General features: G+C 63.3%; 27 protein-coding genes. 15 read left to right on the forward strand and 12 right to left on the reverse strand.

Annotated elements, in window-relative coordinates:
* Positions 1–58 precede the first annotated feature (58 nt).
* Complete coding sequence (locus NKH49_RS30130; protein WP_352615496.1) at positions 59–1,282, reverse strand: argininosuccinate synthase; 1,224 nt, start codon at positions 1,280–1,282, stop codon at positions 59–61.
* 168 nt (positions 1,283–1,450) lie between these two features.
* Here NKH49_RS30130 and NKH49_RS30135 point away from each other — a divergent pair, with 168 nt between their 5' ends.
* On the forward strand, positions 1,451–2,092 hold the full coding sequence (locus tag NKH49_RS30135) for a LysE family translocator (RefSeq protein ID WP_352479689.1): 642 nt from the start codon (positions 1,451–1,453) through the stop codon (positions 2,090–2,092).
* On the opposite strand, the gene NKH49_RS30140 is transcribed toward NKH49_RS30135, so the two are convergent.
* From NKH49_RS30140 to NKH49_RS30150, 3 genes are all read right to left on the reverse strand, one after another.
* Positions 2,064–2,543, reverse strand: coding sequence for a hypothetical protein (locus NKH49_RS30140; RefSeq protein ID WP_352577270.1), 480 nt, complete (start codon positions 2,541–2,543; stop codon positions 2,064–2,066). The two genes, NKH49_RS30135 and NKH49_RS30140, sit on opposite strands and share 29 nt — an antisense overlap.
* Positions 2,540–3,772: a dual-specificity RNA methyltransferase RlmN gene (rlmN, locus tag NKH49_RS30145; protein ID WP_352615494.1), complete on the reverse strand. Its 1,233-nt coding sequence runs from the start codon at positions 3,770–3,772 to the stop codon at positions 2,540–2,542. Before rlmN ends, NKH49_RS30140 begins: the two co-directional genes overlap by 4 nt.
* A 340-nt stretch (positions 3,773–4,112) precedes the next feature.
* Positions 4,113–4,619: an invasion associated locus B family protein gene (locus NKH49_RS30150; RefSeq protein WP_023721899.1), complete on the reverse strand. Its 507-nt coding sequence runs from the start codon at positions 4,617–4,619 to the stop codon at positions 4,113–4,115.
* Between the two features lie 360 nt (positions 4,620–4,979).
* Between NKH49_RS30150 and NKH49_RS30155 the strand changes: the two genes are divergently transcribed.
* Complete coding sequence (locus tag NKH49_RS30155; RefSeq protein ID WP_352929121.1) at positions 4,980–5,588, forward strand: methyltransferase family protein; 609 nt, start codon at positions 4,980–4,982, stop codon at positions 5,586–5,588.
* A gap of 44 nt (positions 5,589–5,632) precedes the next feature.
* Here the strand turns inward: NKH49_RS30155 and NKH49_RS30160 are convergent, their stop codons facing one another.
* From NKH49_RS30160 to NKH49_RS30175, 4 genes are all read right to left on the reverse strand, one after another.
* Entirely contained in the window at positions 5,633–5,995 is a 363-nt protein-coding gene (locus NKH49_RS30160) for a YkvA family protein (RefSeq protein WP_352540811.1), read from the reverse strand.
* 92 nt (positions 5,996–6,087) lie between these two features.
* Positions 6,088–6,384, reverse strand: a complete 297-nt coding sequence (locus NKH49_RS30165) for a 4a-hydroxytetrahydrobiopterin dehydratase (RefSeq protein WP_023679826.1) — start codon at positions 6,382–6,384, stop codon at positions 6,088–6,090.
* Between the two features lie 6 nt (positions 6,385–6,390).
* Positions 6,391–6,987, reverse strand: a complete 597-nt coding sequence (thpR, locus tag NKH49_RS30170; RefSeq protein WP_352450198.1) for an RNA 2',3'-cyclic phosphodiesterase — start codon at positions 6,985–6,987, stop codon at positions 6,391–6,393.
* A gap of 137 nt (positions 6,988–7,124) precedes the next feature.
* A complete protein-coding gene (locus tag NKH49_RS30175; RefSeq protein ID WP_352450197.1) occupies positions 7,125–7,769 on the reverse strand; it encodes an arylesterase in 645 nt (214 codons plus the stop codon).
* A gap of 107 nt (positions 7,770–7,876) precedes the next feature.
* On the opposite strand from NKH49_RS30175, the gene NKH49_RS30180 reads away from it, so the two are divergent.
* The 4 genes from NKH49_RS30180 to NKH49_RS30195 all read left to right on the forward strand — a co-directional run bounded on the left by NKH49_RS30180 (position 7,877) and on the right by NKH49_RS30195 (position 12,815).
* A complete protein-coding gene (locus NKH49_RS30180; protein WP_352615489.1) occupies positions 7,877–8,587 on the forward strand; it encodes an ABC transporter ATP-binding protein in 711 nt (236 codons plus the stop codon).
* Positions 8,587–11,136 carry an ABC transporter permease gene (locus NKH49_RS30185; protein WP_352615523.1) on the forward strand — a complete coding sequence of 850 codons (2,550 nt, stop codon included), beginning with the start codon at positions 8,587–8,589 and terminating at the stop codon, positions 11,134–11,136. Before NKH49_RS30180 ends, NKH49_RS30185 begins: the two co-directional genes overlap by 1 nt.
* A 219-nt stretch (positions 11,137–11,355) precedes the next feature.
* Positions 11,356–12,135, forward strand: coding sequence for a Bax inhibitor-1/YccA family protein (locus NKH49_RS30190; protein ID WP_254817871.1), 780 nt, complete (start codon positions 11,356–11,358; stop codon positions 12,133–12,135).
* A gap of 110 nt (positions 12,136–12,245) precedes the next feature.
* Positions 12,246–12,815, forward strand: coding sequence for a GNAT family N-acetyltransferase (locus tag NKH49_RS30195; RefSeq protein ID WP_352470829.1), 570 nt, complete (start codon positions 12,246–12,248; stop codon positions 12,813–12,815).
* Between the two features lie 4 nt (positions 12,816–12,819).
* On the opposite strand, the gene NKH49_RS30200 is transcribed toward NKH49_RS30195, so the two are convergent.
* Together NKH49_RS30200 and NKH49_RS30205 are read right to left on the reverse strand one after the other, a co-directional pair.
* Complete coding sequence (locus NKH49_RS30200; protein WP_031212724.1) at positions 12,820–13,206, reverse strand: DUF2794 domain-containing protein; 387 nt, start codon at positions 13,204–13,206, stop codon at positions 12,820–12,822.
* Between the two features lie 475 nt (positions 13,207–13,681).
* Entirely contained in the window at positions 13,682–14,431 is a 750-nt protein-coding gene (locus NKH49_RS30205) for a DUF1223 domain-containing protein (protein ID WP_352470828.1), read from the reverse strand.
* Between the two features lie 175 nt (positions 14,432–14,606).
* On the opposite strand from NKH49_RS30205, the gene NKH49_RS30210 reads away from it, so the two are divergent.
* Positions 14,607–15,287: a ceramidase domain-containing protein gene (locus tag NKH49_RS30210; RefSeq protein ID WP_352615488.1), complete on the forward strand. Its 681-nt coding sequence runs from the start codon at positions 14,607–14,609 to the stop codon at positions 15,285–15,287.
* Positions 15,288–15,338: 51 nt separating this feature from the next.
* Here the strand turns inward: NKH49_RS30210 and acnA are convergent, their stop codons facing one another.
* Complete coding sequence (acnA, locus tag NKH49_RS30215) at positions 15,339–18,029, reverse strand: aconitate hydratase AcnA (RefSeq protein ID WP_352615486.1); 2,691 nt, start codon at positions 18,027–18,029, stop codon at positions 15,339–15,341.
* 282 nt (positions 18,030–18,311) lie between these two features.
* On the opposite strand from acnA, the gene ccmA reads away from it, so the two are divergent.
* The 6 genes from ccmA to NKH49_RS30245 all read left to right on the forward strand — a co-directional run bounded on the left by ccmA (position 18,312) and on the right by NKH49_RS30245 (position 22,060).
* A complete protein-coding gene (ccmA, locus tag NKH49_RS30220) occupies positions 18,312–18,920 on the forward strand; it encodes a heme ABC exporter ATP-binding protein CcmA (protein WP_352615485.1) in 609 nt (202 codons plus the stop codon).
* A gap of 196 nt (positions 18,921–19,116) precedes the next feature.
* Positions 19,117–19,782: a heme exporter protein CcmB gene (gene ccmB / locus NKH49_RS30225; RefSeq protein ID WP_352470824.1), complete on the forward strand. Its 666-nt coding sequence runs from the start codon at positions 19,117–19,119 to the stop codon at positions 19,780–19,782.
* Entirely contained in the window at positions 19,782–20,159 is a 378-nt protein-coding gene (locus tag NKH49_RS30230; protein WP_352470823.1) for an Imm50 family immunity protein, read from the forward strand. Before ccmB ends, NKH49_RS30230 begins: the two co-directional genes overlap by 1 nt.
* A 102-nt stretch (positions 20,160–20,261) precedes the next feature.
* Entirely contained in the window at positions 20,262–20,429 is a 168-nt protein-coding gene (gene ccmD / locus NKH49_RS30235) for a heme exporter protein CcmD (RefSeq protein WP_352456348.1), read from the forward strand.
* The gene (locus NKH49_RS30240; protein ID WP_352491647.1) at positions 20,426–21,001 is read left to right on the forward strand and encodes a DsbE family thiol:disulfide interchange protein; all 576 of its coding nucleotides are present in this window, start codon (positions 20,426–20,428) and stop codon (positions 20,999–21,001) included. The genes ccmD and NKH49_RS30240 overlap by 4 nt, the downstream gene beginning before the upstream one ends.
* 15 nt (positions 21,002–21,016) lie before the next feature.
* Positions 21,017–22,060 (forward strand): DUF2332 domain-containing protein, encoded by a 1,044-nt coding sequence (locus NKH49_RS30245; RefSeq protein ID WP_352491646.1) that lies wholly within the window; start codon positions 21,017–21,019, stop codon positions 22,058–22,060.
* Positions 22,061–22,076: 16 nt separating this feature from the next.
* Here the strand turns inward: NKH49_RS30245 and NKH49_RS30250 are convergent, their stop codons facing one another.
* On the reverse strand, positions 22,077–22,244 hold the full coding sequence (locus NKH49_RS30250) for a hypothetical protein (RefSeq protein ID WP_023721879.1): 168 nt from the start codon (positions 22,242–22,244) through the stop codon (positions 22,077–22,079).
* A gap of 264 nt (positions 22,245–22,508) precedes the next feature.
* On the opposite strand from NKH49_RS30250, the gene NKH49_RS30255 reads away from it, so the two are divergent.
* Positions 22,509–23,426, forward strand: coding sequence for an SMP-30/gluconolactonase/LRE family protein (locus NKH49_RS30255; protein ID WP_352470820.1), 918 nt, complete (start codon positions 22,509–22,511; stop codon positions 23,424–23,426).
* Positions 23,427–23,458: 32 nt separating this feature from the next.
* Positions 23,459–23,668 carry a tautomerase family protein gene (locus tag NKH49_RS30260; protein ID WP_352615482.1) on the forward strand — a complete coding sequence of 70 codons (210 nt, stop codon included), beginning with the start codon at positions 23,459–23,461 and terminating at the stop codon, positions 23,666–23,668.
* The last annotated feature ends 291 nt before the right edge of the window (positions 23,669–23,959 follow it).

A 23,959-nucleotide genomic window follows, 5' to 3' on the forward strand; every position in this document is an offset into this window, starting at 1 on the left:
CTCGGATCGTTTTCAGCTTTCACGAGATCGGTAGAGCGCCCAGCCCGCTGTTCGGATGTCAGCGCTGGCGGTTACGCGCCGCCAGCGTGCGCAGCCTGAGCGCGTTGAGGCGGATGAAGCCTTCGGCATCCTTCTGGTCGTAGGCGCCGCGGTCGTCCTCGAAGGTGACCAGCGCGTCGGAATAGAGCGTCTTCCTCGACTTGCGGCCGGTGACCATGACGTTGCCCTTGTAGAGCTTCAGCCGCACGGTGCCTTCGACGTCTTCCTGGCTCTTGTCGATCATTGCCTGCAGCATCAGGCGCTCGGGCGCGAACCAGAAGCCGTTGTAGATCAGCTCGGCATAGCGCGGCATGAACTCGTCCTTGAGGTGGGCCGCACCGCGGTCGAGCGTGATCGATTCGATCGCCCGATGGGCGGCGATCAGGATGGTGCCGCCGGGGGTCTCGTAAACGCCGCGCGATTTCATGCCGACGAAACGGTTCTCGACCAGGTCGAGCCTGCCGATGCCGTTGTCGCGGCCGAGATCGTTCAGCGCCGCCAGCATCGTTGCCGGCGACAGCTTCTTGCCGTTGAGCGCAACCGGGTCGCCCTTGAGGAATTCGATCTCGATCTCGGTGACCTCATCCGGCGCATCCATCGGCGAGATGGTGCGCTGGTGGACGAATTCCGGCGGCTCGCTCCACGGGTCCTCCAGCACCTTGCCCTCGGAGGAGGAGTGCAGCAGGTTAGCGTCGACGGAAAACGGCGCATCGCCCTTCTTGTCCTTCGGCACCGGGATCTGGTGCTGCTCGGCGAAATTGATGAGATCGGTGCGCGACTTGAACGACCAGTCGCGCCAGGGCGCGATGACCTTGATGTCGGGGTTCAGCGCATAGGCGGAAAGCTCGAAACGCACCTGATCGTTGCCCTTGCCGGTGGCGCCATGGGCGATGGCATCGGCGCCGGTCTCTTTTGCGATCTCGACAAGATGTTTCGAAATCAGCGGCCGGGCGATCGAGGTGCCGAGCAGATAGGTGCCTTCATAGACGGCGTTGGCGCGGAACATCGGAAAGACGAAATCGGATACGAACTCCTCGCGGACATCGACGATGCGGATGTCCTTGATGCCCATCATCTCGGCCTTGCGCCTGGCCGGCTCCAGTTCGCCACCCTGGCCGAGATCGGCGGTGAAGGTGACGACCTCGGCGCCGAGTTCGGTCTGCAGCCATTTCAGGATGATCGAGGTATCAAGGCCGCCGGAATAGGCGAGCACGACTTTCTTGACGGCTTTTGCTTTCGACATGGTGGGCAGTTCCGCGACAGGGGTTCTTCGCGGGCGAGGTATCACGGCGTTTTAGGCCAGCGCAAGGGACGAATGATGCCTGGACCAGATGCTTCATCTCCAAGAGGCTGGCGAGCACACGGCTCTTGCGCTATGGCTGCGCCGTCTTTTGCCGCTACGAGACGAGCCATGTCCTTCATCCCCGACAGTACGACGCTTATCCAGTTCTCCATCGCCACCTTCATCCTGGCGATCACGCCCGGGCCTGACATGACGCTGTTCGTCTCGCGCACGCTGAGCCAGGGCCGTGCCACCGGCTTTGCCTCGATGGCCGGCGCCTTGTGCGGCACGCTGATCCACACCACGCTGGTGGTGGTCGGCGTCTCGGCGCTGATCGTCGCCTCGCCGATGGCGTTCTTCGTGCTGAAGATTTTCGGCGCCGGCTATCTGGTCTTCCTGGCATGGCAGGCGATCACAAAAGGGTCGGCGTTTTCACCGGAGAAGAAGAGCGGGCCGCAGATCTCGCTGTTCCGCAGCTGGGCGGCGGGGCTCGGGGTCAATCTGCTCAACCCGAAGATCATCCTGTTCTTCATGACCTTCCTGCCGCAATTCGTCTCCGCGCATGATCCCAACGCGCCGGGAAAGCTGTTCTTCCTCGGCGCGATGTTCGTCGTGCTGGCGATCCCGGTGACGGCGCCGATGGTGCTGGCGGCCGAAAAATTCTCGGCCGCGATGAAATCCAGCCCGCGTGTGACCCGCGTCGTCGACTATCTGTTTGCCGGGGTGTTTTCGGCCTTCGCGCTCAAGATCCTGACGGCCCAGGCGAAATAGGGCGTCCGATCTGACGCCAGCTTCCGGCCGAGCGCCCGGCGCTCAGCCAGTAGAAAATACCGCCGACCATACCGCAGCCGATCACCGCCAGCATGACGCTGGTATTGGTAACCTCGAAATTGGCATCGGCCGTCTGGTGGACGAAGCCAAGGAAGACCGCCGAGACCACAGCACCCGCCAGCGCATAGAACAGCCAGTCACGCCGGCCAAGGATCTCGGAGACGAGGATGGCGATGGCGGCCGGCATGAAGGCGAAATAGGCGACGAACAGCGCGACGAAGGGGATTGAAAACCACAGCGACGCCTGCGCCGCCGGTTGCGTCTCGTCCGTTATCAGCCCAAGAGACGCCAGGAACATGATGTTAAGGAAGGCGCTTGCCGCCAGCGAAGCAACGCCGTAGCCGACAAGGATGACGGCGAAGCGGATGAGATAGGCGACGAGGCGGTTCACGCCTCGCCATGCCCCGCGATCATCATGGCTTCCAGCGCCAGCCGGTCGACCTTGCGCATGCGCTCGGAGTCCGACTTGAGCTGGCCGCAGGCGGCGAGGATGTCGCGGCCGCGGGGCGTGCGGATCGGCGAGGCATAGCCGGCATTGTTGATGTAGTCGGCGAATTTCTCGATCGTCTCCCAGTCCGAGCACTGGTAGTTGGTGCCCGGCCACGGATTGAACGGGATCAGATTGATCTTGGCCGGGATGCCCTTGAGCAGCTTGACCAGCGCCTTGGCGTCCTCGATCGAATCGTTGACGTCCTTCAGCATGACATATTCGAAGGTGATCCGCTTGGCGTTGGACAGGCCGGGATAGGCACGGCAGGCAGCGATCAGTTCGTTCAGCGGATACTTCTTGTTGATAGGCACCAAAAGGTCGCGCAGATCGTCGTTGGTGGCGTGCAGCGAGATCGCCAGCATGACGCCGATCTCCTCACCGGTGCGGAAGATCTCGGGCACCACGCCTGAGGTCGAGAGCGTGATGCGCCTCTTCGACAGGGAAAGCCCGTCGCCGTCGGATGCGATAAGCAGGGCCTTCTTCACCGCCTCGAAATTGTAGAGCGGCTCGCCCATGCCCATCATGACGACGTTGGACACTTTCCGCCCCTCGGCCGGCACGATGGCGCCGTCGGGCGTGTCGCGGTCGGGGAAATCGCCAAGCCGGTCCCGGGCGGTCAAGAGCTGGGCGAGGATTTCCTCGGCGGTCAGGTTGCGCACCAGTTTCTGCGTGCCGGTGTGGCAGAAGGAGCAGGTCAGGGTGCAGCCGACTTGCGAAGAGATGCAGAGCGTGCCGCGGCCTTCTTCGGGAATGTAGACGGTCTCGATCTCGACCGGCCGGCCGGCGCCGCGCGGCGGAAAGCGGAACAGCCATTTGCGGGTTCCGTCGGAGGAAATCTGCTCCTCGACGATCTCGGGCCTGGCGACGGTGAAATGCCTGTCGAGCGCGGCGCGCAGATCCTTGGAGATGTTGAACATGCCGGCGAAGTCGGAAACGCCGCGCACATAGATCCAATGCCAGAGCTGTTGGGCGCGCATTTTCGCCTGGCGCTCCGGCACGATGCCGGCGGCGACGAGGGCGGCCCCGAGTTCGGCGCGCGTCAAGCCGATCAGCGACGGTTTTTCAGGCGTCGTGCGGGTGCGCAACGCGTCACGCGCGCCTTCGACGGTAAGATCGAATGAAAGGGTCATTGTTGCGCCAATATAAGCGATTTGCGGCCGAATACAGCATCGTGCCCGAAATGAAGCGCGGCGCATAGCACAGGTTAGCGGCGGAGTCATGCCGGGCGCGCAAGCAAGGGCAGGGCTTCAGAAAAGGCTGGCGTCCAGTTTTACGTTGGAGACAACCAAATTGGCGACCTCGGCGCTGCCCTCATCCGACGGCGACGCCAGCGCCGTTCCTGCAACGCCGGCAATTGGCGAAAGCTTCCATGCGGCGCTCTTCTCCGCGTCACCATACAGGGAGAAATGCCCGGCAGGGCACTGAGGGCGGCCTCAACGCCTAAAAGGTTCGTTGTTCTTCCGGCTCTACCTACTTGCACTTGGCGATCGAGGCCAGCGCCGCCGAGATGCCCTTCAGCGAGAAGACGTAGGTGGTGGTGTTGCCGCGGCCGGACTTGGCCGACACCTTCATGTCGGTGCCGGTCTTCATCGCGGCTATCAGCACCGGCTCCTCGGCGGCGTTCTCGACCCAGGCCGACTTGCCGCGCGTGAACATCGAAAAAGACTTCTTGTCGATGGTGACGGTGGCCTTGGAACCTTCCTGGAAGGTATAGCCGGCAATGAATTGCGGCTCGTAGGACACTTGCTGCCCCGGCCGCTGGCTGACGAAGAAGAACATGTCGCCGTGATCGAGCGTCGGCGGCTGCTTGTCGGTTGGCACCGTCAGGACATAGCAGACCTTGCCGCCGCCCGACGCCTGATAACTGTAGGTGCCCCAGGCATTATGCTGGCCGATCTTGGTTGCCGACTGCGCCAGCGCGGGCGCCGTCAAGGCCACCAGGGCCAGGCTGGAAACTATAGCAATCAATCCGCGCATCGCTTTTCCCGTATTCCACTGGTGCGGCGGCAGGCCGGCTCGGCGTCCTGCCCGTCGCTTCATTTTGATTTAATCTGGGTTACCAAACGGTGAATTTCCCCTTAGAAAAGGATGTTCACGCCAGGAAACCGCCGCCGTCTTCGCGCTGCCGCTCGAAAAAGCGGCTGGCGCAATGTCCCTGCCGCGACTTGGAGGCCACGAAAACGGCAAGAGTTTGACTTTTCAAGCAGCTAGGTCTTGCGGCGATTCTCGCTTTTTGAGGTGCGTGACGAATTTCCCTGCAGGCGGTACCATGTCTGCGTTCGCCGCCACGGCGCTCGGCCAGGGTGCCCTCCCTGGCGGCTTACGGGAGATTTGGCCATGGCCATTTCCGAGACAGTTCTGACCCTGGCGGGCGGCACAGTCGTCCTGGCGATCGTGTTCGGCGTTCGTGTCGCCGTCCGCGTGGCGGCCGGTGGCGCGGTGCCCCGGTCGGATGGCGGGGAGGCGGCGGGCGGATCGGGCGCCCCCGACGTGGCCGGGGTCATTGCGCTGCCACCTTTGATCTTCCTCGGCTTCCTGGTGGCGGCAACCGTGCTCGAGGTGCTCGTGCCGCTCCCGGTCATGGCCGGGCAGGCGCTCGCCCGCTATCTGACCGGCGCCGTGCTCGCGGTGTGCGGCTTCGTGTTCATCTTTATGGCAGCGGACCGCTTTCAGGCCGCTGGAACCAACATACCACCGACCTTGCCAACGACGGCGCTGGTCGTCGACGGTATCTATCGTCGGACCAGGAACCCGTTCTATCTGGGAACGACCCTCGTCTATTTGGGCCTCGGCGTCGCGGCCGGAAGTCTTTGGGCTATCGCGCTCGTCATCCCCCTGCTGTGGGTGATCAATACCGGCGTTATCGCGCCGGAAGAGCGCTACCTCGAGCGGAAGTTCGGAGATGTCTATCGCGCCTACAAGGCGCGGGTGCGGCGGTGGATTTGACGGCCGGAAAGTCGGTTCTCACGCGATTTTTGCGCCGCACCGGCTCAGCTCTTGCCGGCGATGGCCTGCCTGGCGGCGAGCCGGTGCGCCGGCGTGATATGGGCGCTGACGGCGGTAATCGCGGCGGTCAGCACGGCGATGTCGTCGGTGAAGCCTAGCCCAAGGATGAAATCGGGGATGACGTCCGTCGGCAGCACGAAATAGCCGAGCGCAGCAATCAAGGTGCCCTTGGCGCGAAGCGGCGTCTTCTTGTCCATGGCACAGTAATAGGCGGCGACCACCTCTTCCATAAACGGGATATGCCGGGCGGCCTTCTTCGCCGTACGCCAGAACTTTTCGCGCACTTCGCTCTCGTTGCCCGGCTTGCTGCCGAGGCCGAAGAAATCAAAACCGGATTTTTGCGCCATCAACCTCTCCTTGCGGCCGTCGCGTGACTTCACGCGTGACCGCGACGCAAAATGTGGTGAAAGCCGAACCTCGCTGCAAGGTGCAGATAGGCTCAGCCGCCGAAATAGCGGTTCATTTTCCTGGCCAGATCGAAATCCAGCGCGGTCAGGCCGCCGGCGTCGTGCGTGTTGAGGGTCACGTTCACCGTCTTGTAGACGTTCGACCAGTCGGGATGGTGGTCCATCTTCTCCGCGGCCAGGGCAACGCGGGTCATGAAGGCAAAGGCTTCGGAGAAATTCTTGAAGGTGAAGCTGCGGGTGATCGAGCCACCATCCTTGGCCAGCGACCAGCCGTCGAGGCCGGCAAGTTCGGCGCGGATCGCCTCTTTTGCTAGTTTCTCCCTGGCCATGTCCGTCTACCGCATGATCCGCGAAGCGTCGGCGGCGCCGACCAAACGGCTGGCGACGCGGTTGTCGGCACCTGAAAGCGGCCAGGCCTCCTCGACGACGTAAGGCCCGCCGCCAACCGAATCGCGCGACGACATCAGCACGAAGCGGCCGACCCGGAACGGCAGCGTCGAAAAATTGCCGCGTGCCGACAGGTACTGGGCGACGTCGAGCGGGCTCGAATTGCGCAGGCGGGCCAGCGTCACATGCGGCATGAACTTGCGCGGGTCGGCCGGGATGCCGAGCCGCTGGCAGATGCGCTCGATCTCGGCCTGCAATGCGGAAAGATCGGGCGAAGCGGCGACCCCGGCCCACACCGCATGCGGCTTCTTCTGGCCGAAGGCGCCGACGCCGGACAGCGTCAGCGGGAAGGACGGGCGGTGAACACGGTCAAGCGCATTGGCGATGTCGTCGGCGACATGGCCCTCGACATCGCCGATGAAGCGCAGCGTCAGATGATAGTTTTCGACGTCGATCCAGCGGGCTCCCGGCAGGCCGCCCCTGAGCAGGGACAGCGAAAGAGCGGCATCACGCGGTATCTCGAGGGCGGTAAAAAGACGCGGCATGGGAAGCCTCCTGTCCTCGAATCGAACTCTTGCCCCTAGCGAATCATCGATATCCAAACGGGGCAAGGGGTTTGTTGGTCGCAGGCCTGCCTAAAAGCTTCCCCTGCGGAAGGTGTTGCGACGGCGAACCCTCGCCTTCAGGAATTGCCCCGGACCGCTTCAATGGTCTTCTCCACACTGGGCAGGATACCCTCGACGATGCGGTCGACGCCTCGGGCGTTTGGATGAAGGCCGTCCTCGAGTTGCAGGACGGATTGACCGGCTATGCCCTCGAGAAAGAAAGGATAGAGCGGCACGCCATATTTTTCAGCCAGTCGCGGAAAGGTCGCGTCGAAGGCGTTCTGGTAGTCGGCGCCGAGATTGGGCGCCGCGCGCATTCCGGCCAGCAAAACGGCGATCTTGCGCTGCTTCAGCTTTGCCAGCATGGCGTCCAGGTTCTTTTCCGCTATGGCGGGCGAAACGCCGCGCAGCATGTCGTTGGCGCCGAGCTCCAGGATGACCAGTTGCGTGCCGTCCGGCACCGACCAGTCGAGCCGCGACAGACCGCCGCTCGTCGTATCGCCGGAGACGCCGGCGTTGGCGACCGTGACATCGTAGCCCTTGGCGCGCAGCGCCGCCTGCAGCTTCTCGGTGAAGCCCTGACCTGGCCCGAGGCCATAACCCGCCATCAGGCTGTCGCCGAAACCGACAATGGTGAATGGTTCGGCACGCGCCGACGAAATGGCGCCGCAAATGGCGAGGAAAAGGGCGAACGCTGCGGCAAAGGTGTGTTTGAAAGCCATGCGGCCGGCCCCATATGACCAGGAACATCTGTTGGCGAAGGCAGGTTTTCGTCTTTGTCGAGCATCGGATGCACTAGCCTTCATCCCCCATATAGGACGATTTGATTTTGGAAGAAGCCGTCATTTCGCTGAAAGACGTATCGCTGACGCTCGGCGAAGGTGCATCCTCGGTCCATGTGCTGAAGGGCGTCAGCCTCGATGTGGCGGGCGGCGAAGCGACAGGCATCGTTGGACCTTCAGGTTCGGGAAAGTCGACATTGCTGATGGTTTTGGCCGGGCTTGAAAGGGTCGATTCGGGCACGGTCCGAATTGCCGGCGAGCTGCTCAACGGCAAAAGCGAAGATCAGATCGCATCGTTTCGGGGACGAAACATCGGCATCGTGTTCCAGTCTTTCCATCTCATCCCCAATATGACGGCGCTGGAAAACGTTGCGGTCCCGCTGGAGCTTGCCGGCCATGTCGATCCATTCGGCGTGGCGGCACGCGAGCTGGCGGCGGTGGGCTTGAGCGATCGCGTCACCCATTACCCCGGCGAATTGTCTGGCGGCGAGCAGCAGCGCGTGGCGATCGCCCGGGCGCTGGCACCGTCGCCACGCATCCTGATCGCCGACGAGCCGACCGGCAATCTCGACCAGGCGACGGGGCGGCACGTCGCCGACCTGCTGTTTGCCAAGGCGGCCGAACGCGGCATGACGCTGGTGCTGGTCACGCATGACCCGGTACTCGCGGCGCGCTGCTCGCGCCAGGTGTCGATGCGGTCGGGGCTGATCGAAGACGCGCCTAAGCCGGCCACCAGGGCTGGCAGGATGACCGCATGATGCCGCTGGCGCGCACGCTGAGGCTCGCCTTTCGGTTTTCGCTGCGAGAAATGCGTGGCGGGCTGTCCGGCTTCCTGATCTTCCTTGCCTGCATCGCGCTCGGCGTCGCTGCGATCGGCGGCGTCAATTCGGTGGCGCAAGCGATTTCCGCCGGTGTTGCCGACCAGGGCCAGACGCTGCTCGGCGGCGATCTCCGCTTCCAGCTCAACCAGCGCGATCCGACCAGATCGGAACGCAGCTTCCTCGACCAGCTTGGCACGGTTTCGCACAGTGCCAATATGCGCTCGATGGCGAGGCTCGAGGACGGCTCCGACCAGGCGCTGGTCGAGGCCAAGGCGGTCGACGGCGCCTATCCGCTCTACGGCGCGCTGGAGACCGAGCCGGTGCTGTCGCGAGAAGATCTGTTCGGCGAAAAATCCGGGGTCTTCGGCGCCGCCGCGCCGGACCTCTTGTTCGAGCGGCTGAACCTTGGCATCGGTGACCGGCTGAAGCTCGGCAGCGCGACGTTCGAGCTGCGTGCCAGGCTGGTCAACGAGCCGGATGCAGTGTCGGATGGCTTCGGTTTTGCGCCGCGGCTGATGGTGTCGACCGACGGGCTTGCCGCTTCCGGCCTGATCCAGCCGGGCAGCCTGGTCGAGAATGCCTATAAGGTCCGCCTGCCCGGCGGCACCACTGAGGCACAGATCAAGGCAATCCAGGAGCAGGCGACAAAACAGTTCCCGCAGGCCGGCTGGTCGATCCGCACCCGCAGCAACGCGGCGCCGGCGCTGTCCTCGAATATCGAGCGGTTTTCGCAATTCCTGACGCTGGTTGGGTTGACGGCGCTGGTGGTCGGCGGTGTCGGCGTGGCCAATGCCGTGCGTGCCTATCTCGACGGCAAGCGCGGCGTCATCGCCACCTTCAAGAGCCTGGGGGCTTCGGGCGGCTTCGTCTTTGCCGTCTATCTGGTGCAGATCCTGATGATCGCCGCCCTCGGCATCACGCTAGGCCTTGTGCTTGGCGCGCTGATGCCGTTCGCGGCCAGCGCCGCACTCCAATCGGTCATTCCAGTGCCGGCGGAAGGTGGGTTCTATCCCGGCGCCCTCGGCATGGCAGCGCTGTTCGGGCTGCTGGTGACGCTGGCTTTCGCCTTGCTGCCGCTCGGCCGCGCCCGCGACGTGCCGGCAACGGCGCTGTTTCGCGAAATGGGTTTCGAGGGCCGCGGTTTTCCCCGCCCGCTCTATATCGCCGCGGCATTGGGCATCGCGCTGCTGCTCGCGGTACTGGCGATCCTGTTTTCCGGCGACCGCCGTATTGCCTCGATCTTCGTTGGCGCCACGATCTTTTCGTTCCTGGTGCTGCGTGTGGTCGGCTCGCTGGTGCAGTGGGCGGCGAAGAAAAGCCCGCGCGTGCGCTCGACCGCGCTCAGGCTCGCCATCGGCAACATCCATCGGCCTGGCGCCTTGACGCCGTCCGTGGTGCTGTCGTTGGGACTCGGGCTGACGCTGCTGGTGACGCTGGCGCTGATCGACGGCAATCTCAGGCGGCAGATCTCGGGCAGCCTGCCGGAAAGGGCACCGAACTTCTTCTTCGTCGATATCCAGAGCAGTGACGTCGATGCCTTCTCCGCGCTGGTCGGCAAAGAGGCACCGCAAGGCAGGCTGATCAAGGTGCCGATGCTGCGCGGCCGGGTGATGGCGCTCAACGGCGTCAATGTCGACAAGGTCAAGGTTCCGGCCGAAGGCGCCTGGGTACTGCGCGGCGACCGTGGCCTGACCTATGACGCAAAGCTGCCGGAGAATGCGACGCTGACCGAGGGCAGCTGGTGGCCGGAGAACTATGCCGGCGAGCCGCTGGTCTCGTTTTCCGCCGAGGAAGGCAAAGAGATCGGGCTGAAGCTCGGCGACACCATCACCGTCAACGTGCTCGGCCGCAACATCACGGCCAAGATCGCCAATTTCCGTCAGGTCGAATGGGAAACCATAGGCATCAATTTCGTCATGGTGTTCTCGCCCAACACGTTCGCCGGTGCGCCGCATGGCTGGTTGGCGACGCTGACCGAGACGAATGCGTCGGCAGCCGACGATGCGCATCTTCTCAACGCCGTCACGCGTGCCTTTCCCGCGGTGACGACGGTCAGGGTCAAGGACGCGCTCGAAATCGTCAACCGGCTGGTGGCGCAGCTCGGCACAGCAATCAGGGCAGCAGCGGGGGTGGCGTTGATCGCCTCGGTGCTGGTGCTGGCCGGGGCGCTCGCCGCCGGCAACCGGGCTCGCATTCACGACGCGGTGGTGCTGAAGACCCTGGGTGCGACCAGAAAAACGCTGATCGCCGCGTTTTCGCTGGAATACATGCTGATCGGCCTTGCCACTGCGATCTTCGCGCTGGCGGCGGGCGCTGTGGCGGCATGGTTCGTCGTCGCGCGCATCATGACGCTGCCATCGCACTTCATGCCCGAGGTGGCGGTGGCGACCATCGGCTTTTCGCTGGTGGTCACGGTCGGCATCGGCCTTGCCGGCACGTGGCGGGTGCTGGGCCACAAGGCGGCGCCGGTGCTGCGGAATCTTTGAGCCAGAGCCGGTTTCGATTAAATCTCGGTAATGTTCCGGGCGGGAAGGCCAATAAAACCGTATCTCCGGCACTTCACGGAGCATTACGCTTGGTTACGGTCTTGTCCTTTACGCCAAGAACCATCATATTTCGGCGCAGGCATGCTGGAGCCCCGCCAGCGGCGCCTGGGTTCAAAAGGACCTGACACCGGACGGGGCAGAAGCAATATGAGGATTTCCATGGCTGATCCCGTTCGCAATTATCAGACGCGCGCCGTGCCCGGCGCCGGCGTCGATGCTGCCATCGACCAGGGCCTGCGGGCCTACATGATTAAGGTCTACAATCTGATGGGGCTTGGCCTCCTCATCACCGGCCTTGCCGCGGTCGGCACAATCATGCTGGCCACTACCAGCGATCCCGCCTCGGCGGTCGCGACGTTGCCAAGCGGCGAGATGCTGACCTCGTTCGGCTACGCGATCTTCGGCTCGCCGCTGAAATGGCTGGTGATCTTCGCCCCGCTGGCAGCGGTGATGTTCCTGTCGTTCCGCGTCCAGTCGATGAGCGTTTCGGCCGCGCAGACGACATTCTGGGTCTACGCCGGCCTCGTCGGCCTGTCGCTGTCGTCGATCTTCCTGGTCTACACCACCGCCAGCATCTCGCAGACCTTCTTCGCCACCGCCGCCGCCTTTGGCGGGCTGTCGCTCTACGGCTACACGACCAAGCGCGATCTCTCGGCGTTCGGGTCGTTCCTGGTCATGGGCCTGGTCGGCCTGATCATCGCGATGGTGATCAACATCTTCCTGCAGTCGTCGGCGCTTTCCTTCGCCGTTTCGGCGATCGGCGTGCTGATCTTCGCTGGCCTCACCGCCTACGACACGCAGAACATCAAGGAGATGTACTTCGAGGGCGACGAGACCGATGTCGCCGGCCGCAAGGCGATCATGGGCGCATTGAGGCTCTATCTCGACTTCATCAACCTGTTTATGTTTCTGCTGCAGTTCATGGGCGACCGTCGCTAAGTACGGTTTTCCTGGACCAGCGAGTTTGGAAAGGGCGGCCCAATGGCCGCCCTTTTCTTTTGTCCCGGCTTTTGCTGTGATATAGGGCAGATGAACGACGTGCCTAAATTATGAGCAGCATCACGATACGCGCCGCGACGTTGGCCGACCTTGACCAGATCACGGAAATCTATGCCGACGCGGTGATAAACGGCACGGCGAGCTACGAACTCGAACCGCCGAGCCGCGCCGAGATGGGCACGCGCTTCGACACTCTGATGGCGGGCGGCTTTCCCTATCTCGTTGCGGAAAAGGCCGGCGCCGTGCTCGGCTATGCCTATGCCGGGGCGTTCCGGCCGCGCCCGGCCTACCGCTTCGTCGTCGAGGATTCCGTCTATGTCGCGCCCGAGGCCAAAGGGCAAGGCGTCGGGCTGCTCTTGATGCAAGGGCTGATCGAAGCGGCCAAGGCGGCGGGTTTTCGCCAGATCATCGCGGTGATCGGCGACGGCCGGCCCGACAGCGCCTCGGTAAGGTTGCACGAGAAGCTCGGCTTTCGTCATTCCGGCCGCCTGGAAGGCTCAGGCTATAAGCACGGACGCTGGCTGGACACGGTTTTCATGCAGCTGCCGATCAACGGCGGGGCGTCCATCCCGCCTGATCCGCAATCGCTGCCCGAGCGCAAGTTCCGCCTGCAAAAATAAAGGGTTACGCCTCGACCAGCTTCAGTGTTCGGTCGAACACGCCAAGCACCCGGCCGAGTTCCTGGCCGCGCTTGAGGATGCGCCCGCCGGCGGCGATGACGGCGAACGCGCCTTGCCGGCGCGCCAGCTTCGGATCCTTGACGATCTGGAAAAGCGGCACTTCGCTGGTGCGGCGGAAGACGGAAAAAACGGCGCGGTCGGCGAGATGGTCGATGGCATAGTCGCGCCACTCATTGGCGGCAACCATACGGCCGTAGAGCCTGAGGATCTGGTCCAGTTCGCGCCGGTCGAACCGCACCGGCTGGTCGAGGCGTTCGCGTCTTGCCTCATGCAGCGGGATCAATATTGCGGATGCGTCCCCATCCTCCGTCCCGCTGCTGCGATCAGTCATGCCTGGATCCTCGCAATGAATCGTACGCCGACCAAAGTTGGCGCTTTCGTTGCCGAATTGCAAGGCCCGGCCGGGCAACGGCAGCACCGCGCGGTTTCTCCAGCGTCCAGTCACGTTTGCGAAACGCCTGTTGAAATTGGTGATGCTTTGCCACAATCCTGCCTTTTTTTATCCGTGCTCATGCCCCAATGTCCGACGAATTTACCGGCGTTGCCTGAGACGGTTCGGTCCGGCACCGGCTCGTAAACCCCAAGCCCCCCGCCCACGGGTCTGCGTCGGATCGAACCAACCTCGGTTTTTCCTTGGAAAGATCGGGTGCGACGATCCCAAAACCTAAATGACCGGCGTCAGAAGCAAGCTGACGCCGGTTTTTTATTAGCCGTGGCGATGCGATCCATCCAGATAGGCTGTCGTCGGAGGCTTGAGCGCGGTTATCCCTTCTCCCACAACAAGGGGAGAACGGGGGGCGCCCTATCTAAGGCTTGCGGATAAAGGCTGCGCCCAGGATCGGCCCGGGCATGCCGTCCTTGCCGACCGACTGCAGCAGCACGGCGCAGCCGCCCTTCTTGGCGATCTCGCTCATCGGCAGTTCGTAGCGCTGCGCCTTGCCGTGCCACATGCCGGCGGTCTGGATGCTGGAGACGGCGTTCCAGTAGGTCATGCTGCGGCCGCTGTTTTCGCCCTTGCCGATCTTTATCGTCTGCGGCGGATTGAAATAGACGATGACGACATGCGCGTCGGTTGGGCCGGTCACAGCGTCGCCGGCATCGATCATGACGCGATCGCTGGTCCGGCTGACCTTGATGCCGACGCGCATGCCTTCGCCGACCCTCTCCATGCGGGCCAGCGCGCCGTCGACTTCCTTGCGGCTGGCGCCGTTGACATGGCTGCGGCCGTTTATGACGGCTTGCGGGGTGTAGACGGAACGACTGCCGAAGGCGCGCATATACTCGTATTGCCGCTCGGTATTTTCCTTGCGGCTCAGCGTGTCCTGCCAGCCGAGGTAATCCCAATAATCGACATGATAAGCGAGCGCGACGATGTCCTCTTTGGCGGCGAGCTCGGCGAAGAATTCATCTGCCGGCGGACAGGAGTTGCATCCCTGGCTGGTGAAGAGCTCGACGACGCCTAATGGCTTGTCGGTTGGCTCGGCAAGGGCCCTGCCGGCAAACGCCGAGAGGGCCAGCGCAAGGGCCGCAAGCCGCAATGGTCTTCGAGATGGCATAGCCGTTCCGATCCCGCCGGTGACGCCGGCTTTGTTCTGGTTGTCGAAATATGTGGCAGAAGCGGCAGTCAACGGGAAGTCACGTTGCGGTGAAATTTTGCCGTTGCAACCGCTGGCAAGGGCGCAATAGGTGGACTTGCACTTTACGATGGAAGCGATTCGGGCGGCAATCAGCATGTGGCAATCTCTCCTGGCGCCGGTCGACCTCTATTGCGAACGGACGGGGCCGGAATTCTGGGCCGAGCCGCTCAATGCGCTGAGCAATCTGGCTTTTTTTGCCGCCGGGCTATGGGGTGTCTGGCAGGTGCGCAAGCGCGGCACCGGCACCTTCGCCGAAGTGCTGGCCTGGTGGGTGGTGGCGATCGGCGTCGGCTCGTCGCTGTTCCACACCTTTGCCAACCGTGGCACGGTCTGGGCCGACGTGCTGCCGATCGCCGGGTTCACGCTGGCCTACACGCTGTTCAACCTGCGGCGTTTTCTCGGCATGAAATGGGGCAAGGCGATCGCCATTTTCGTCGCCTTCTATGCCGTCGCCGGGCTGGTGACCTTTGCCGTGCCCGACTGGCTGCGCCAGGCGTCGAACGGGACGACCGGCTATCTGCCGCCCTTCCTGGCGCTCGCCTTCTTCGGCGCCATGGTGGCGGCCAGCGGCAACCGTGCCGGCTGGTACAATCTGGCGGGCTCGGCGATCTTCGTCGTGTCGGTCATCTGCCGGATGATCGATCCGCTGGTCTGCGGCGGCTTTCCGCTCGGCACGCATTTCCTGTGGCACGTATTCAACGGGCTGATGCTCGGCGTGCTGCTGGCGGCGACAGCGCGGTTTGGAAAGCCGGGAATTAGGGCAGTAGGGCAGTAGGGCAGTAGGGCAGTAGGGGAATAAGTCGCTTCTCCTTATTGCCCTACTCCCTTAAGCGGCCAGATCGCGCAGCACGTATTGCAGGATGCCGCCATTCTTGAAGTAGTCGAGCTCGTCCAGCGTATCGATGCGGCAGATGATCGGAACCTCTTTGACGCTGCCGTCGCCGTAGGTGATCCTGGCGATCATCTTCTGCCGCGGCTTGATGTTGCCCAGTCCGTCGATCTCGACCAGTTCGTCGCCCTTGAGGTTGAGCGAGGCCCATGAGGTGCCTTCCTCGAAGACGAAGGGGATCACGCCCATGCCGACCAAATTGGAGCGGTGGATGCGCTCGAAGGACTGGGCGATGACCGCGCGGACGCCCAGCAAATTGGTGCCCTTGGCCGCCCAGTCGCGCGACGAGCCGTTGCCATATTCGACGCCGGCGAAGATGACCAGCGGCACGCCTTCCTTCTTGTACCGCATGGCGGCGTCGTAGATCGATTCCTCTTCTTTCGACGGGTAATGGATGGTGTAGCCGCCCTCGCGGCCGTTCTCGCCCAGCATGTGGTTGCGGATGCGGATGTTGGCGAAGGTGCCGCGCATCATTACCTCATGATTGCCGCGGCGCGTGCCGTACTGGTTGAAATCGGCGACGCCGACGCCGTGGTCGGTGAGGTACTTGCCGGCCGGCGAGGCCGCCTTGATCGAACCGGCCGGCGAAATGTGGTCGGTGGTGATCTTGTCGCCGAACAGACCGAGCACACGCGCGCCCTTGATATCGCCGATCTTGCCGAAGCCCGACGTCATGCCGGCGAAATAGGGCGGGTTCTGCACATAGGTGGAATTGTCGTCCCAGGCATAGGTCTGGCCTTCCGGCGCCTTGACGTTCTGCCAGTACTCGTCGCCCTTGAAGACGTCTGCATATTTGCGGGCGAACAATTCGCGCGTGACGTTCTTCTCGATGAATTCCTGGATCTCGACCGAACTCGGCCAGATATCCTTGAGATAGACCGGATTGCCGTTGCGATCCTCGCCGAGCGGCTCGGTGGTCAGATCCTTGGTCACGGTCCCGGCCAGCGCGTGGGCGACGACCAGTGGCGGCGAGGCGAGATAGTTCGCTTGCACGTCGGGCGAGACGCGGCCTTCGAAATTGCGGTTGCCGGACAAGACTGCCGCAGCAATCAAGCCCTTATCGTTGATGGTCTTGGAGATCGGCGCCGGCAATGGGCCGGAATTGCCGATGCAGGTGGTGCAGCCGAAGCCGACCAGGTTGAAGCCGATCTGGTCGAGCTCCTTCTGCAGGCCGGATTTCTCGAGATATTCGGCGACGACCTGGCTGCCCGGCGCCAATGAGGTCTTGACCCACGGCTTCTGCTTGAGGCCGAGCCGGTTGGCATTGCGCGCCAACAGCCCGGCGCCGATCAGCACGCTCGGGTTCGATGTGTTGGTGCAGGAGGTGATGGCGGCGATGACCACATCGCCATGGCCAAGATCGTAGCTCGTGCCCTCGACGGCATAGCGCTTGTCGATTTCGGCGGCCTTCCTGTATTCGGACTCCATGGCCTTGGCGAAGCCAGCCGGAATGTCTTCAAGTGCGACCCGGCCTTCCGGCCGCTTCGGGCCGGCCATCGACGGGACGACACTGCCGAGATCGAGCTCCAGCAGGTCGGTGAAGACCGGATCGGCCGAGCCGGCATCGCGCCACAAGCCTTGCGCCTTCGAATAAGCCTCGACCAGGGCGATGCGGCTTTCGTCGCGACCGGACATTGTCAGATAGCGGATGGTTTCGCTGTCGACCGGGAAGAAGCCGCAGGTGGCGCCATATTCCGGCGCCATGTTGCCGATGGTGGCGCGGTCGGCCAGCGTCATGTTGGACAGGCCCGGCCCGAAGAATTCGACGAACTTGCCGACGACGCCCTTCTTGCGCAGCATCTGGGTGACGGTGAGCACCAGGTCGGTGGCGGTGACGCCTTCCCTCAGCCTGCCGGTGAGCCGGAAGCCGATGACTTCAGGCAGCAGCATGGAGACCGGCTGGCCAAGCATCGCGGCCTCCGCCTCGATGCCGCCGACGCCCCAGCCGAGAACGCCGAGGCCGTTGATCATCGTGGTATGTGAATCGGTGCCGACGCAGGTGTCGGGATAGGCGGTGGTCTCGCCGTCTTCGCTGTTGGTCCACACGACCTGACCGAGATATTCGAGATTGACCTGATGGCAGATGCCGGTGCCGGGCGGCACGACGCGGAAATTGCGGAACGCCTGCTGGCCCCATTTCAGGAACTTGTAGCGTTCCTCGTTGCGCTCATATTCAAGCTCGACATTGCGGGCGAAAGCCAGTGGCGTGCCGAATTCGTCGACGATGACCGAATGGTCGATGACCAGATCGACCGGCACCAGCGGATTGATCTTTTGTGGGTCGCCGCCGAGCGAGGCCATGGCGTCGCGCATGGCGGCAAGGTCGACCACGGCTGGAACGCCGGTGAAATCCTGCATCAGCACGCGTGCCGGGCGATAGGCGATCTCGACGCCGGCGGTGCCCCGGTCAGTCAGCCAGCCGGCGACCGCCTGGATGCTCTCCTTGGTGACGGAACGGCCGTCCTCGTTGCGCAGCAGATTCTCCAGCAGCACCTTCATCGAATAGGGCAATTGGGCAATACCGGTGAGGCCGTTCTTTTCGGCCTCGACAAGGTCATAGTAAACGTACTCGGTGCCGCTGGCGGTCAGCGTGCGGCGGCAATTGAAGCTGTCGAGTGATTTGGACACGTGCGATCCCTAACTGTCGGTTGCCGGAAGGGAACGGACGCCAGTGGGCATGCAAATCACGCGCAAAGGTGCGGGTACGGCCATTTCCGCTATCCGTTCCCAAGCGTCCGGGCCGTTCAAGGCGGCACGCGCGCTGGTTCGGCGCAAATTCGGTTCCCGTGCCGACCGCTGGCACGGATGATGCGGATATAGAGAATTTTCTGGAATAGTTCTAGACACGGAATCGCCATTTTTGCTGCGGCGCACCGAAGCCGCGCCTGAACTTTCGGCGAAGGGGGACGGATGCGGCTGATCGCCGAAAATCTGGGCGGCGAACGCGGCGGCGAGACGGTATTTTCCGGCATCGAATTCGCGCTGGGGGATGGCCAGGCGCTGGTCGTCACCGGGCCGAACGGCGCCGGCAAATCGACGCTGCTCAGGATCGTCGCCGGACTGTTGCCGGTGGCGGCAGGCCGTGTGCGGCTCGAAGGTGGTGGCGAAGACTTTCCGTCGGCCGCCTCGGCGTGTCACTATCTCGGCCACCTCAACGCGATGAAGACGGCGCTGAGCGTTACGGAAAACCTGTGCTTCTGGCGCGATTTTTCGGGCGCCGGTTCCGCGGGTGTTGAAGAGGCGCTGGAAACCGTCGGGCTGGGCGGCATCGGCCATCTGCCTTTCGGCTATCTCTCGACCGGGCAACGTCGCCGCGCGGCGATTGCAAAACTGCTGGTAAGCCACCGGCCATTGTGGCTGCTCGATGAGCCGACGGCAGGACTGGACAAGGCTTCGGAGGAGAGATTCGGCGAATTGATGGGGAAACACCTCGAGAGTGGGGGGATCGTGGTTGCGGCGACGCATTTGCCGCTGGGGATCGAGGGGGCACAAGGGCTGGTGATGGGCGAGGCCGTTTGATGTTGGTGCTCTACGGCGCCCCCCTCTGTCCTGCCGGACATCTCCCCCACGAGGGGGGAGATTGGCAGCTTCGTCGCTGCGCTCAACTCTCAACGATCGAGATTGGCGAAGGCAGTCGTGACAGCCAATCTCCGCCCTTGAGGGGGAGATGTCCGGCAGGACAGAGGGGGGTGCCCAGGCGAAAGCATCTCACATCATGCTAGCCCTCTTCCTGCGCGACATCCGCCTGAGTATCCGCGCCGGCGGCGGGGCGCTTACCGGCGTGATTTTCTTTCTCGCCGTTATCGCGACCATCCCCTTCGGCGTCGGTCCCGAGCTGAAGCTGCTGGCCCGCATCGGCCCGGCGATCCTGTGGATCGCCGCATTGCTGGCCTGCCTGCTCGGCCTCGACCGGCTGTTCCAGGCCGACCGCGAGGACGGCTCGCTCGATCTTCTGGTGCTTGGCAACGACCGGCACATGCTGGCCTTGACCGTTCTGACGAAATGCCTGGCGCATTGGGCGGGAAGCGTGCTGCCGCTGGTCATCGCCGCTCCCTTGCTCGGCCTGTTCATGAACATGGAGCCCATCGGCATCGGTGCGACGGCGCTGACGCTTCTGGTCGGTACGCCGGCGATCACCTTCATCGGTGCCGCCGGTGCCGCGGTGGCGGTGGCGCTGCCGCGCGGGGGCCTGCTGATCTCGGTGCTGGTGCTGCCGCTAACCATTCCCGTGCTGATCTTCGGCGTATCAGCAAGCTATGGCGCGGTGGCGAACCCCGATCCTTTTCTGCAGCCCTTCCTCATTCTCGCCGCGCTGACCCTGTTCCTTGCCGTGCTCGGGCCGGTGGCGGCGGCGCTGGCGCTTCGGCACGGAACGGATTGATGTGGCCGCTGCGCATAGAGAACCCGATCTTTCTCCAGACAATCTACGGCAACTATCCGGACCTGTCTTCCGTCGAGGTAACCAAGGCCGAAATCAATCGTGAAGGGCCTAGCATGTACCTTTCCTTCATCTCGACCGTCCTCCCCTACCGGCCCCCCGCCAAATGGGCGGCGTTCAATGCCGTGTCTTTCGGGCTTGAGTTCATCGCGGTCGAATCGATTAGCCTTCGCAAGTTCCGGAGCCATGGCTGGAGTGCAATCAGGATGTGGGATGACGCCGGTAGAATCCTGCTTACCTGCGAAGGGGCTGTCAGGCTGTCTCTGACGTGCCAATACATGCGTATCAAAAACATATCAGGTGTTTTGCGTTCGCAGTGACCTTCGGCTTGCGATAACCGCAAATCTGCCGCAGACCCGTTCATTGCGACAAACAGCCGGTGAGGCTATGAATTCCGCCGTGAGAAGCCTTGGATCGGGAAAATGAGCGTTCACGCCCTTTATGTCACCGCCGCCTATGCGATCACGGCCGTGGTGCTGGGTGGGCTGATCGGCTGGATTCTGCTCGACCAGCGCGGCCGCAAGCGAGAGCTTGCCGAGCTGGAGGCATCCGGCGTGCGCCGGCGCTCCGACAAGGCAGTAAAATCATGAGCACGGAAACCCAAACACCGGCGCGCCGCCGCCTGATCGTGCTGCTGCCGCTGGTGGTCTTTCTCGGGCTGGCGGGATTGTTCCTGGCGCAGCTTTTGTCCGGGCGCGACGTGTCGGAAGTGCCGTCAGCGCTGATCGGCCTGCCGGCGCCGCAGACCAACCTGCCGGCGCTCGAAGGCACCAATTTGCCGGGCCTCGATTCAAAACAGTTCGCCGGCAAGGTGACGCTGGTCAACGTCTTCGCGTCCTGGTGCGCGCCGTGCCGCGAAGAGCATCCGGTGCTGCTGGCGCTGTCGCAGGACAGACGCTTCGTCATGGCGGCGCTGAACTACAAGGACCAGCCGGAAAACGCCCGTCGGTTCCTTGGCGATCTCGGCAATCCATTCCAGGCGATCGGCGTCGACCAAGCCGGACGCACGGCGATCGACTGGGGTGTCTACGGCGTGCCGGAAACCTTCGTCATCGGCAAGGATGGCAAGATCGCCTATAAGCATGTCGGGCCGCTGACGCCGGACTCGGCGCGGACGCTGCTGTTACCCGAAATCGAGAAGGCGCTCGCGGCTCCGGGCTGAGACACCTGAAACGCGATGGACGAACGAGACATCCGCGATCATTTTCTGGCACAGGCGAAAGCCTGCGATGGACTTGGCTCGCCTTTCACCGCGAATTTATGCCGTGCGCTCGCTAAGGTTCTCGACGCAAACACCAGGACCGGGCAGGCGGTGCTCGGTTGGCCGGGCGACGCGCGCGCCGACGCCCTCGCATTGCGGCTTTGCGGCGCGCTGCATGGGTTGGTCCTGACGGGTGCCAATGAGCGATTGGCACTGATCTATCCGCCCAACCAGACAAGCGAATCCGAGATCGCGGCGGTGCTGCCGGAGGCAATTGCGCGATCCGACGAGCGGATCGTCGCCGGCCTCGCCGGTGCGCCGCAGACCAATGAAATCGCCCGGTCGGCGATGCTGCTGCCTGGATTTCTGACGGTCGCGCGGGAAACCGGCCTGCCGCTGGACTTGTGCGAGATTGGCGCCAGCGCTGGGCTCAATCTCCTGTTCGACAGCTTTCACTACCGCTACGGCGATGCCGAGTGGGGCGACCGGACCTCCACCGTTCGGTTGGCGCCGGAGGTGCGCGGACTCGCTGTTCCGCTTGGTGGAGCGATCGACGTCCGCCACCGCGCCGGCTGTGACATCGCGCCGGTGGATGTCGCCGACGCAGCCACACGGTTACGGCTTCGGTCTTACGTCTGGGCCGATCAGGCTACGCGGCTGGCCCGGCTCGACGCTGCGCTGTCACTTGCCGAAAAGTTTCGACCGCCACTTGTCAAAGCGGACGCGGCGGATTTTGTCGGGAAGGCGCTGGCCGCGCGGCAGGAGGGTGGCGCTTTTGTGCTCTATCATTCGATCATGTGGCAATACCTGCCGCGGGCGACCAAGGATGCGATCATCGTCGCCCTGGAGCAGGCGGGCAGACAGGCCACGGCCGCTGCGCCTATCGCAAGGCTGAGGATGGAGCCGCGCGATCCCACAAACAATTGGGCGGTACTCAGCCTGACTTTATGGCCGGGCGGCGAGACGCACCGCCTGGCCCATTGCGATTACCACGGCCGCTGGATCGAATGGGTGGGCTAAGCCCGATCCCATTCACTCAGCCGTAGATCTGCTTGTGGACCTGGTAGAGCATTTCTGAGCGGTCGGCGCGCATGTCGGCGAGGTCGCGGCTGCTGAAGCTGTCGATTTCGGCGACGAGGCGGTTGTAATGCCGGCGCTTGGCGATGCTGGCGCGAGCGCGGCTCATGAGGCTGTCGATGATCATAGCGAGTTTCCTTTTGCGCCGCATTTCGCGGCCAGTTGTTCCTCCCTTGATCGATACGGAGCATGACATAGTTATGGTGCGTTGCAAAAATAAGATGTTGCAATGCACCATTGCGCTGGGCGCATAGCCGATTAACGGGATGTGACCTGCCGTCCGGGCCAGCATTCGCTTCCATAATGCTTCAGACGCATCATCGATCTTGCCATATCGACCGCAGGCTGGCTTGATCGCGCCCTTGCCAAGCGACTGCTACCGGGAGGAACCATGGCCAGCGAATTCTACGAAGTTCTCGATCCGCGCTTTTCGCGGCTTTTCAACGGCAATGCACAGGTGGACAGGCTGTTTACCGGCTGCCGATGGGCGGAAGGACCGGCCTGGTTTGCAGCCGGGCGCTATGTGGTTTGGTCCGACATCCCGAACAATCGCATGCTGCGTTACGACGAGACCGACGGCAGCGTCAGCGTGTTCCGTCAGCCGTCCGGCAATTCCAACGGCAACACCGTCGACCGGCAAGGCCGGCTGGTTACTTGCGAGCATTCCGGCCGCCGCGTCAGCCGCACCGAGCATGACGGCTCGGTCATCACCATCACCGACAAATGGCGCGGCAAGCGGCTGAACTCGCCCAATGACGCGGTGGTCAAGTCCGATGGCTCGATCTGGTTCACCGATCCGAGCTACGGCATCGATACCGATTACGAGGGCGACAAGGCCGAAAGCGAGATCGGCGCCTGCCATGTCTACCGGGTCGATCCCGGCACCGGCGAGACCGAGGCGGTGATCACCGACATGGTCAGGCCCAACGGGCTCGCCTTCTCGCTCGACGAGAGCAAGCTCTATGTCGCAGATACCGGCCGCACGCATGGTGCGCAAAACCCAGCGCACATCCGGGTGTTCAATGTCGGCCAGGGCGGCAAGACGGTCTCAGGCGAAAAGGTCTTTGCCGACTGCACCGCCGGCCTGTTCGACGGTTTCAGGCTGGATGCGGACGGCCGCATCTGGACCAGCACCGCCGACGGGGTCCATTGCTACGATCCAGACGGGACGCTGATCGGCAAGGTCAAGGTACCGGAAGTCGTTGCTAATTGCGTGTTCGGCGGCAACAAGCTGAACTGCCTCTACATCGCCGGCACCACATCGCTCTACATGGTCCGGCTCATGGTCAACGGCGCCAAAACCTACTGAGCGGCTGCCAAGCATATGCAAGGGAGGGAACCATGCCATTCGTGAATATCCGCCTGGTCAAGGAGGTGATTGCCGACGACCCGGCCGGCAAAAAGGCCGCGATCGCCGCCCAGGTGACAGCGGCCATCACCGGCGTCACCGGCCTGACCAACAACGATGTCTGGGTGGTTTTCGAGGAGGTCGCTGCACGCGACTGGTTCGTCGGCGGGACCGACATCGAGACGCGGAGACGGAAGGGCTAATCTCCCGACGGAACGGCAGCGAGGCGGAAGTTTGCGAGAGGCCTGGGGGACAGCGCCCCCTGCCCTGCCGGCCATCTCCCCCACGAGGGCCCACTTGGGGGAGATCGGCAGCTTCGTCGCCTAGCCCGTCTTTCAACGTTGGAGGTTGGCGAAAGCGGGGATGACGGCCAATCTCCCTCCTGTTTGGACCGGAGACATCGCGCTCGTGTCCTCGAATGGCATCCCGAACCTCCCGGCGCAAAGCGCGCCAAACTGTTCGCGATGTCCTCGCACACCTGTTCGCGATGTCTC

Source organism: Mesorhizobium sp. M1088 (genome assembly GCF_040318575.1).
GTDB lineage: Bacteria > Pseudomonadota > Alphaproteobacteria > Rhizobiales > Rhizobiaceae > Mesorhizobium.

What these genes read in the sequence shown, in the direction of transcription:
- NKH49_RS30130 (WP_352615496.1), bottom strand. Translation starts at nt 1,282, where the DNA reads ATGTCGAAAGCAAAAGCCGTCAAGAAAGTCGTGCTCGCCTATTCCGGC.
- NKH49_RS30135 (WP_352479689.1), top strand. Translation starts at nt 1,451, where the DNA reads ATGTCCTTCATCCCCGACAGTACGACGCTTATCCAGTTCTCCATCGCC.
- rlmN (WP_352615494.1), bottom strand. Translation starts at nt 3,772, where the DNA reads ATGACCCTTTCATTCGATCTTACCGTCGAAGGCGCGCGTGACGCGTTG.
- NKH49_RS30150 (WP_023721899.1), bottom strand. Translation starts at nt 4,619, where the DNA reads ATGCGCGGATTGATTGCTATAGTTTCCAGCCTGGCCCTGGTGGCCTTG.
- NKH49_RS30155 (WP_352929121.1), top strand. Translation starts at nt 4,980, where the DNA reads ATGGCCATTTCCGAGACAGTTCTGACCCTGGCGGGCGGCACAGTCGTC.
- NKH49_RS30160 (WP_352540811.1), bottom strand. Translation starts at nt 5,995, where the DNA reads ATGGCGCAAAAATCCGGTTTTGATTTCTTCGGCCTCGGCAGCAAGCCG.
- NKH49_RS30165 (WP_023679826.1), bottom strand. Translation starts at nt 6,384, where the DNA reads ATGGCCAGGGAGAAACTAGCAAAAGAGGCGATCCGCGCCGAACTTGCC.
- thpR (WP_352450198.1), bottom strand. Translation starts at nt 6,987, where the DNA reads ATGCCGCGTCTTTTTACCGCCCTCGAGATACCGCGTGATGCCGCTCTT.
- NKH49_RS30175 (WP_352450197.1), bottom strand. Translation starts at nt 7,769, where the DNA reads ATGGCTTTCAAACACACCTTTGCCGCAGCGTTCGCCCTTTTCCTCGCC.
- NKH49_RS30185 (WP_352615523.1), top strand. Translation starts at nt 8,587, where the DNA reads ATGCCGCTGGCGCGCACGCTGAGGCTCGCCTTTCGGTTTTCGCTGCGA.
- NKH49_RS30190 (WP_254817871.1), top strand. Translation starts at nt 11,356, where the DNA reads ATGGCTGATCCCGTTCGCAATTATCAGACGCGCGCCGTGCCCGGCGCC.
- NKH49_RS30195 (WP_352470829.1), top strand. Translation starts at nt 12,246, where the DNA reads ATGAGCAGCATCACGATACGCGCCGCGACGTTGGCCGACCTTGACCAG.
- NKH49_RS30200 (WP_031212724.1), bottom strand. Translation starts at nt 13,206, where the DNA reads ATGACTGATCGCAGCAGCGGGACGGAGGATGGGGACGCATCCGCAATA.
- NKH49_RS30205 (WP_352470828.1), bottom strand. Translation starts at nt 14,431, where the DNA reads ATGCCATCTCGAAGACCATTGCGGCTTGCGGCCCTTGCGCTGGCCCTC.
- NKH49_RS30210 (WP_352615488.1), top strand. Translation starts at nt 14,607, where the DNA reads ATGTGGCAATCTCTCCTGGCGCCGGTCGACCTCTATTGCGAACGGACG.
- ccmA (WP_352615485.1), top strand. Translation starts at nt 18,312, where the DNA reads ATGCGGCTGATCGCCGAAAATCTGGGCGGCGAACGCGGCGGCGAGACG.
- ccmB (WP_352470824.1), top strand. Translation starts at nt 19,117, where the DNA reads ATGCTAGCCCTCTTCCTGCGCGACATCCGCCTGAGTATCCGCGCCGGC.
- NKH49_RS30230 (WP_352470823.1), top strand. Translation starts at nt 19,782, where the DNA reads ATGTGGCCGCTGCGCATAGAGAACCCGATCTTTCTCCAGACAATCTAC.
- ccmD (WP_352456348.1), top strand. Translation starts at nt 20,262, where the DNA reads ATGAGCGTTCACGCCCTTTATGTCACCGCCGCCTATGCGATCACGGCC.
- NKH49_RS30240 (WP_352491647.1), top strand. Translation starts at nt 20,426, where the DNA reads ATGAGCACGGAAACCCAAACACCGGCGCGCCGCCGCCTGATCGTGCTG.
- NKH49_RS30245 (WP_352491646.1), top strand. Translation starts at nt 21,017, where the DNA reads ATGGACGAACGAGACATCCGCGATCATTTTCTGGCACAGGCGAAAGCC.
- NKH49_RS30250 (WP_023721879.1), bottom strand. Translation starts at nt 22,244, where the DNA reads ATGATCATCGACAGCCTCATGAGCCGCGCTCGCGCCAGCATCGCCAAG.
- NKH49_RS30255 (WP_352470820.1), top strand. Translation starts at nt 22,509, where the DNA reads ATGGCCAGCGAATTCTACGAAGTTCTCGATCCGCGCTTTTCGCGGCTT.
- NKH49_RS30260 (WP_352615482.1), top strand. Translation starts at nt 23,459, where the DNA reads ATGCCATTCGTGAATATCCGCCTGGTCAAGGAGGTGATTGCCGACGAC.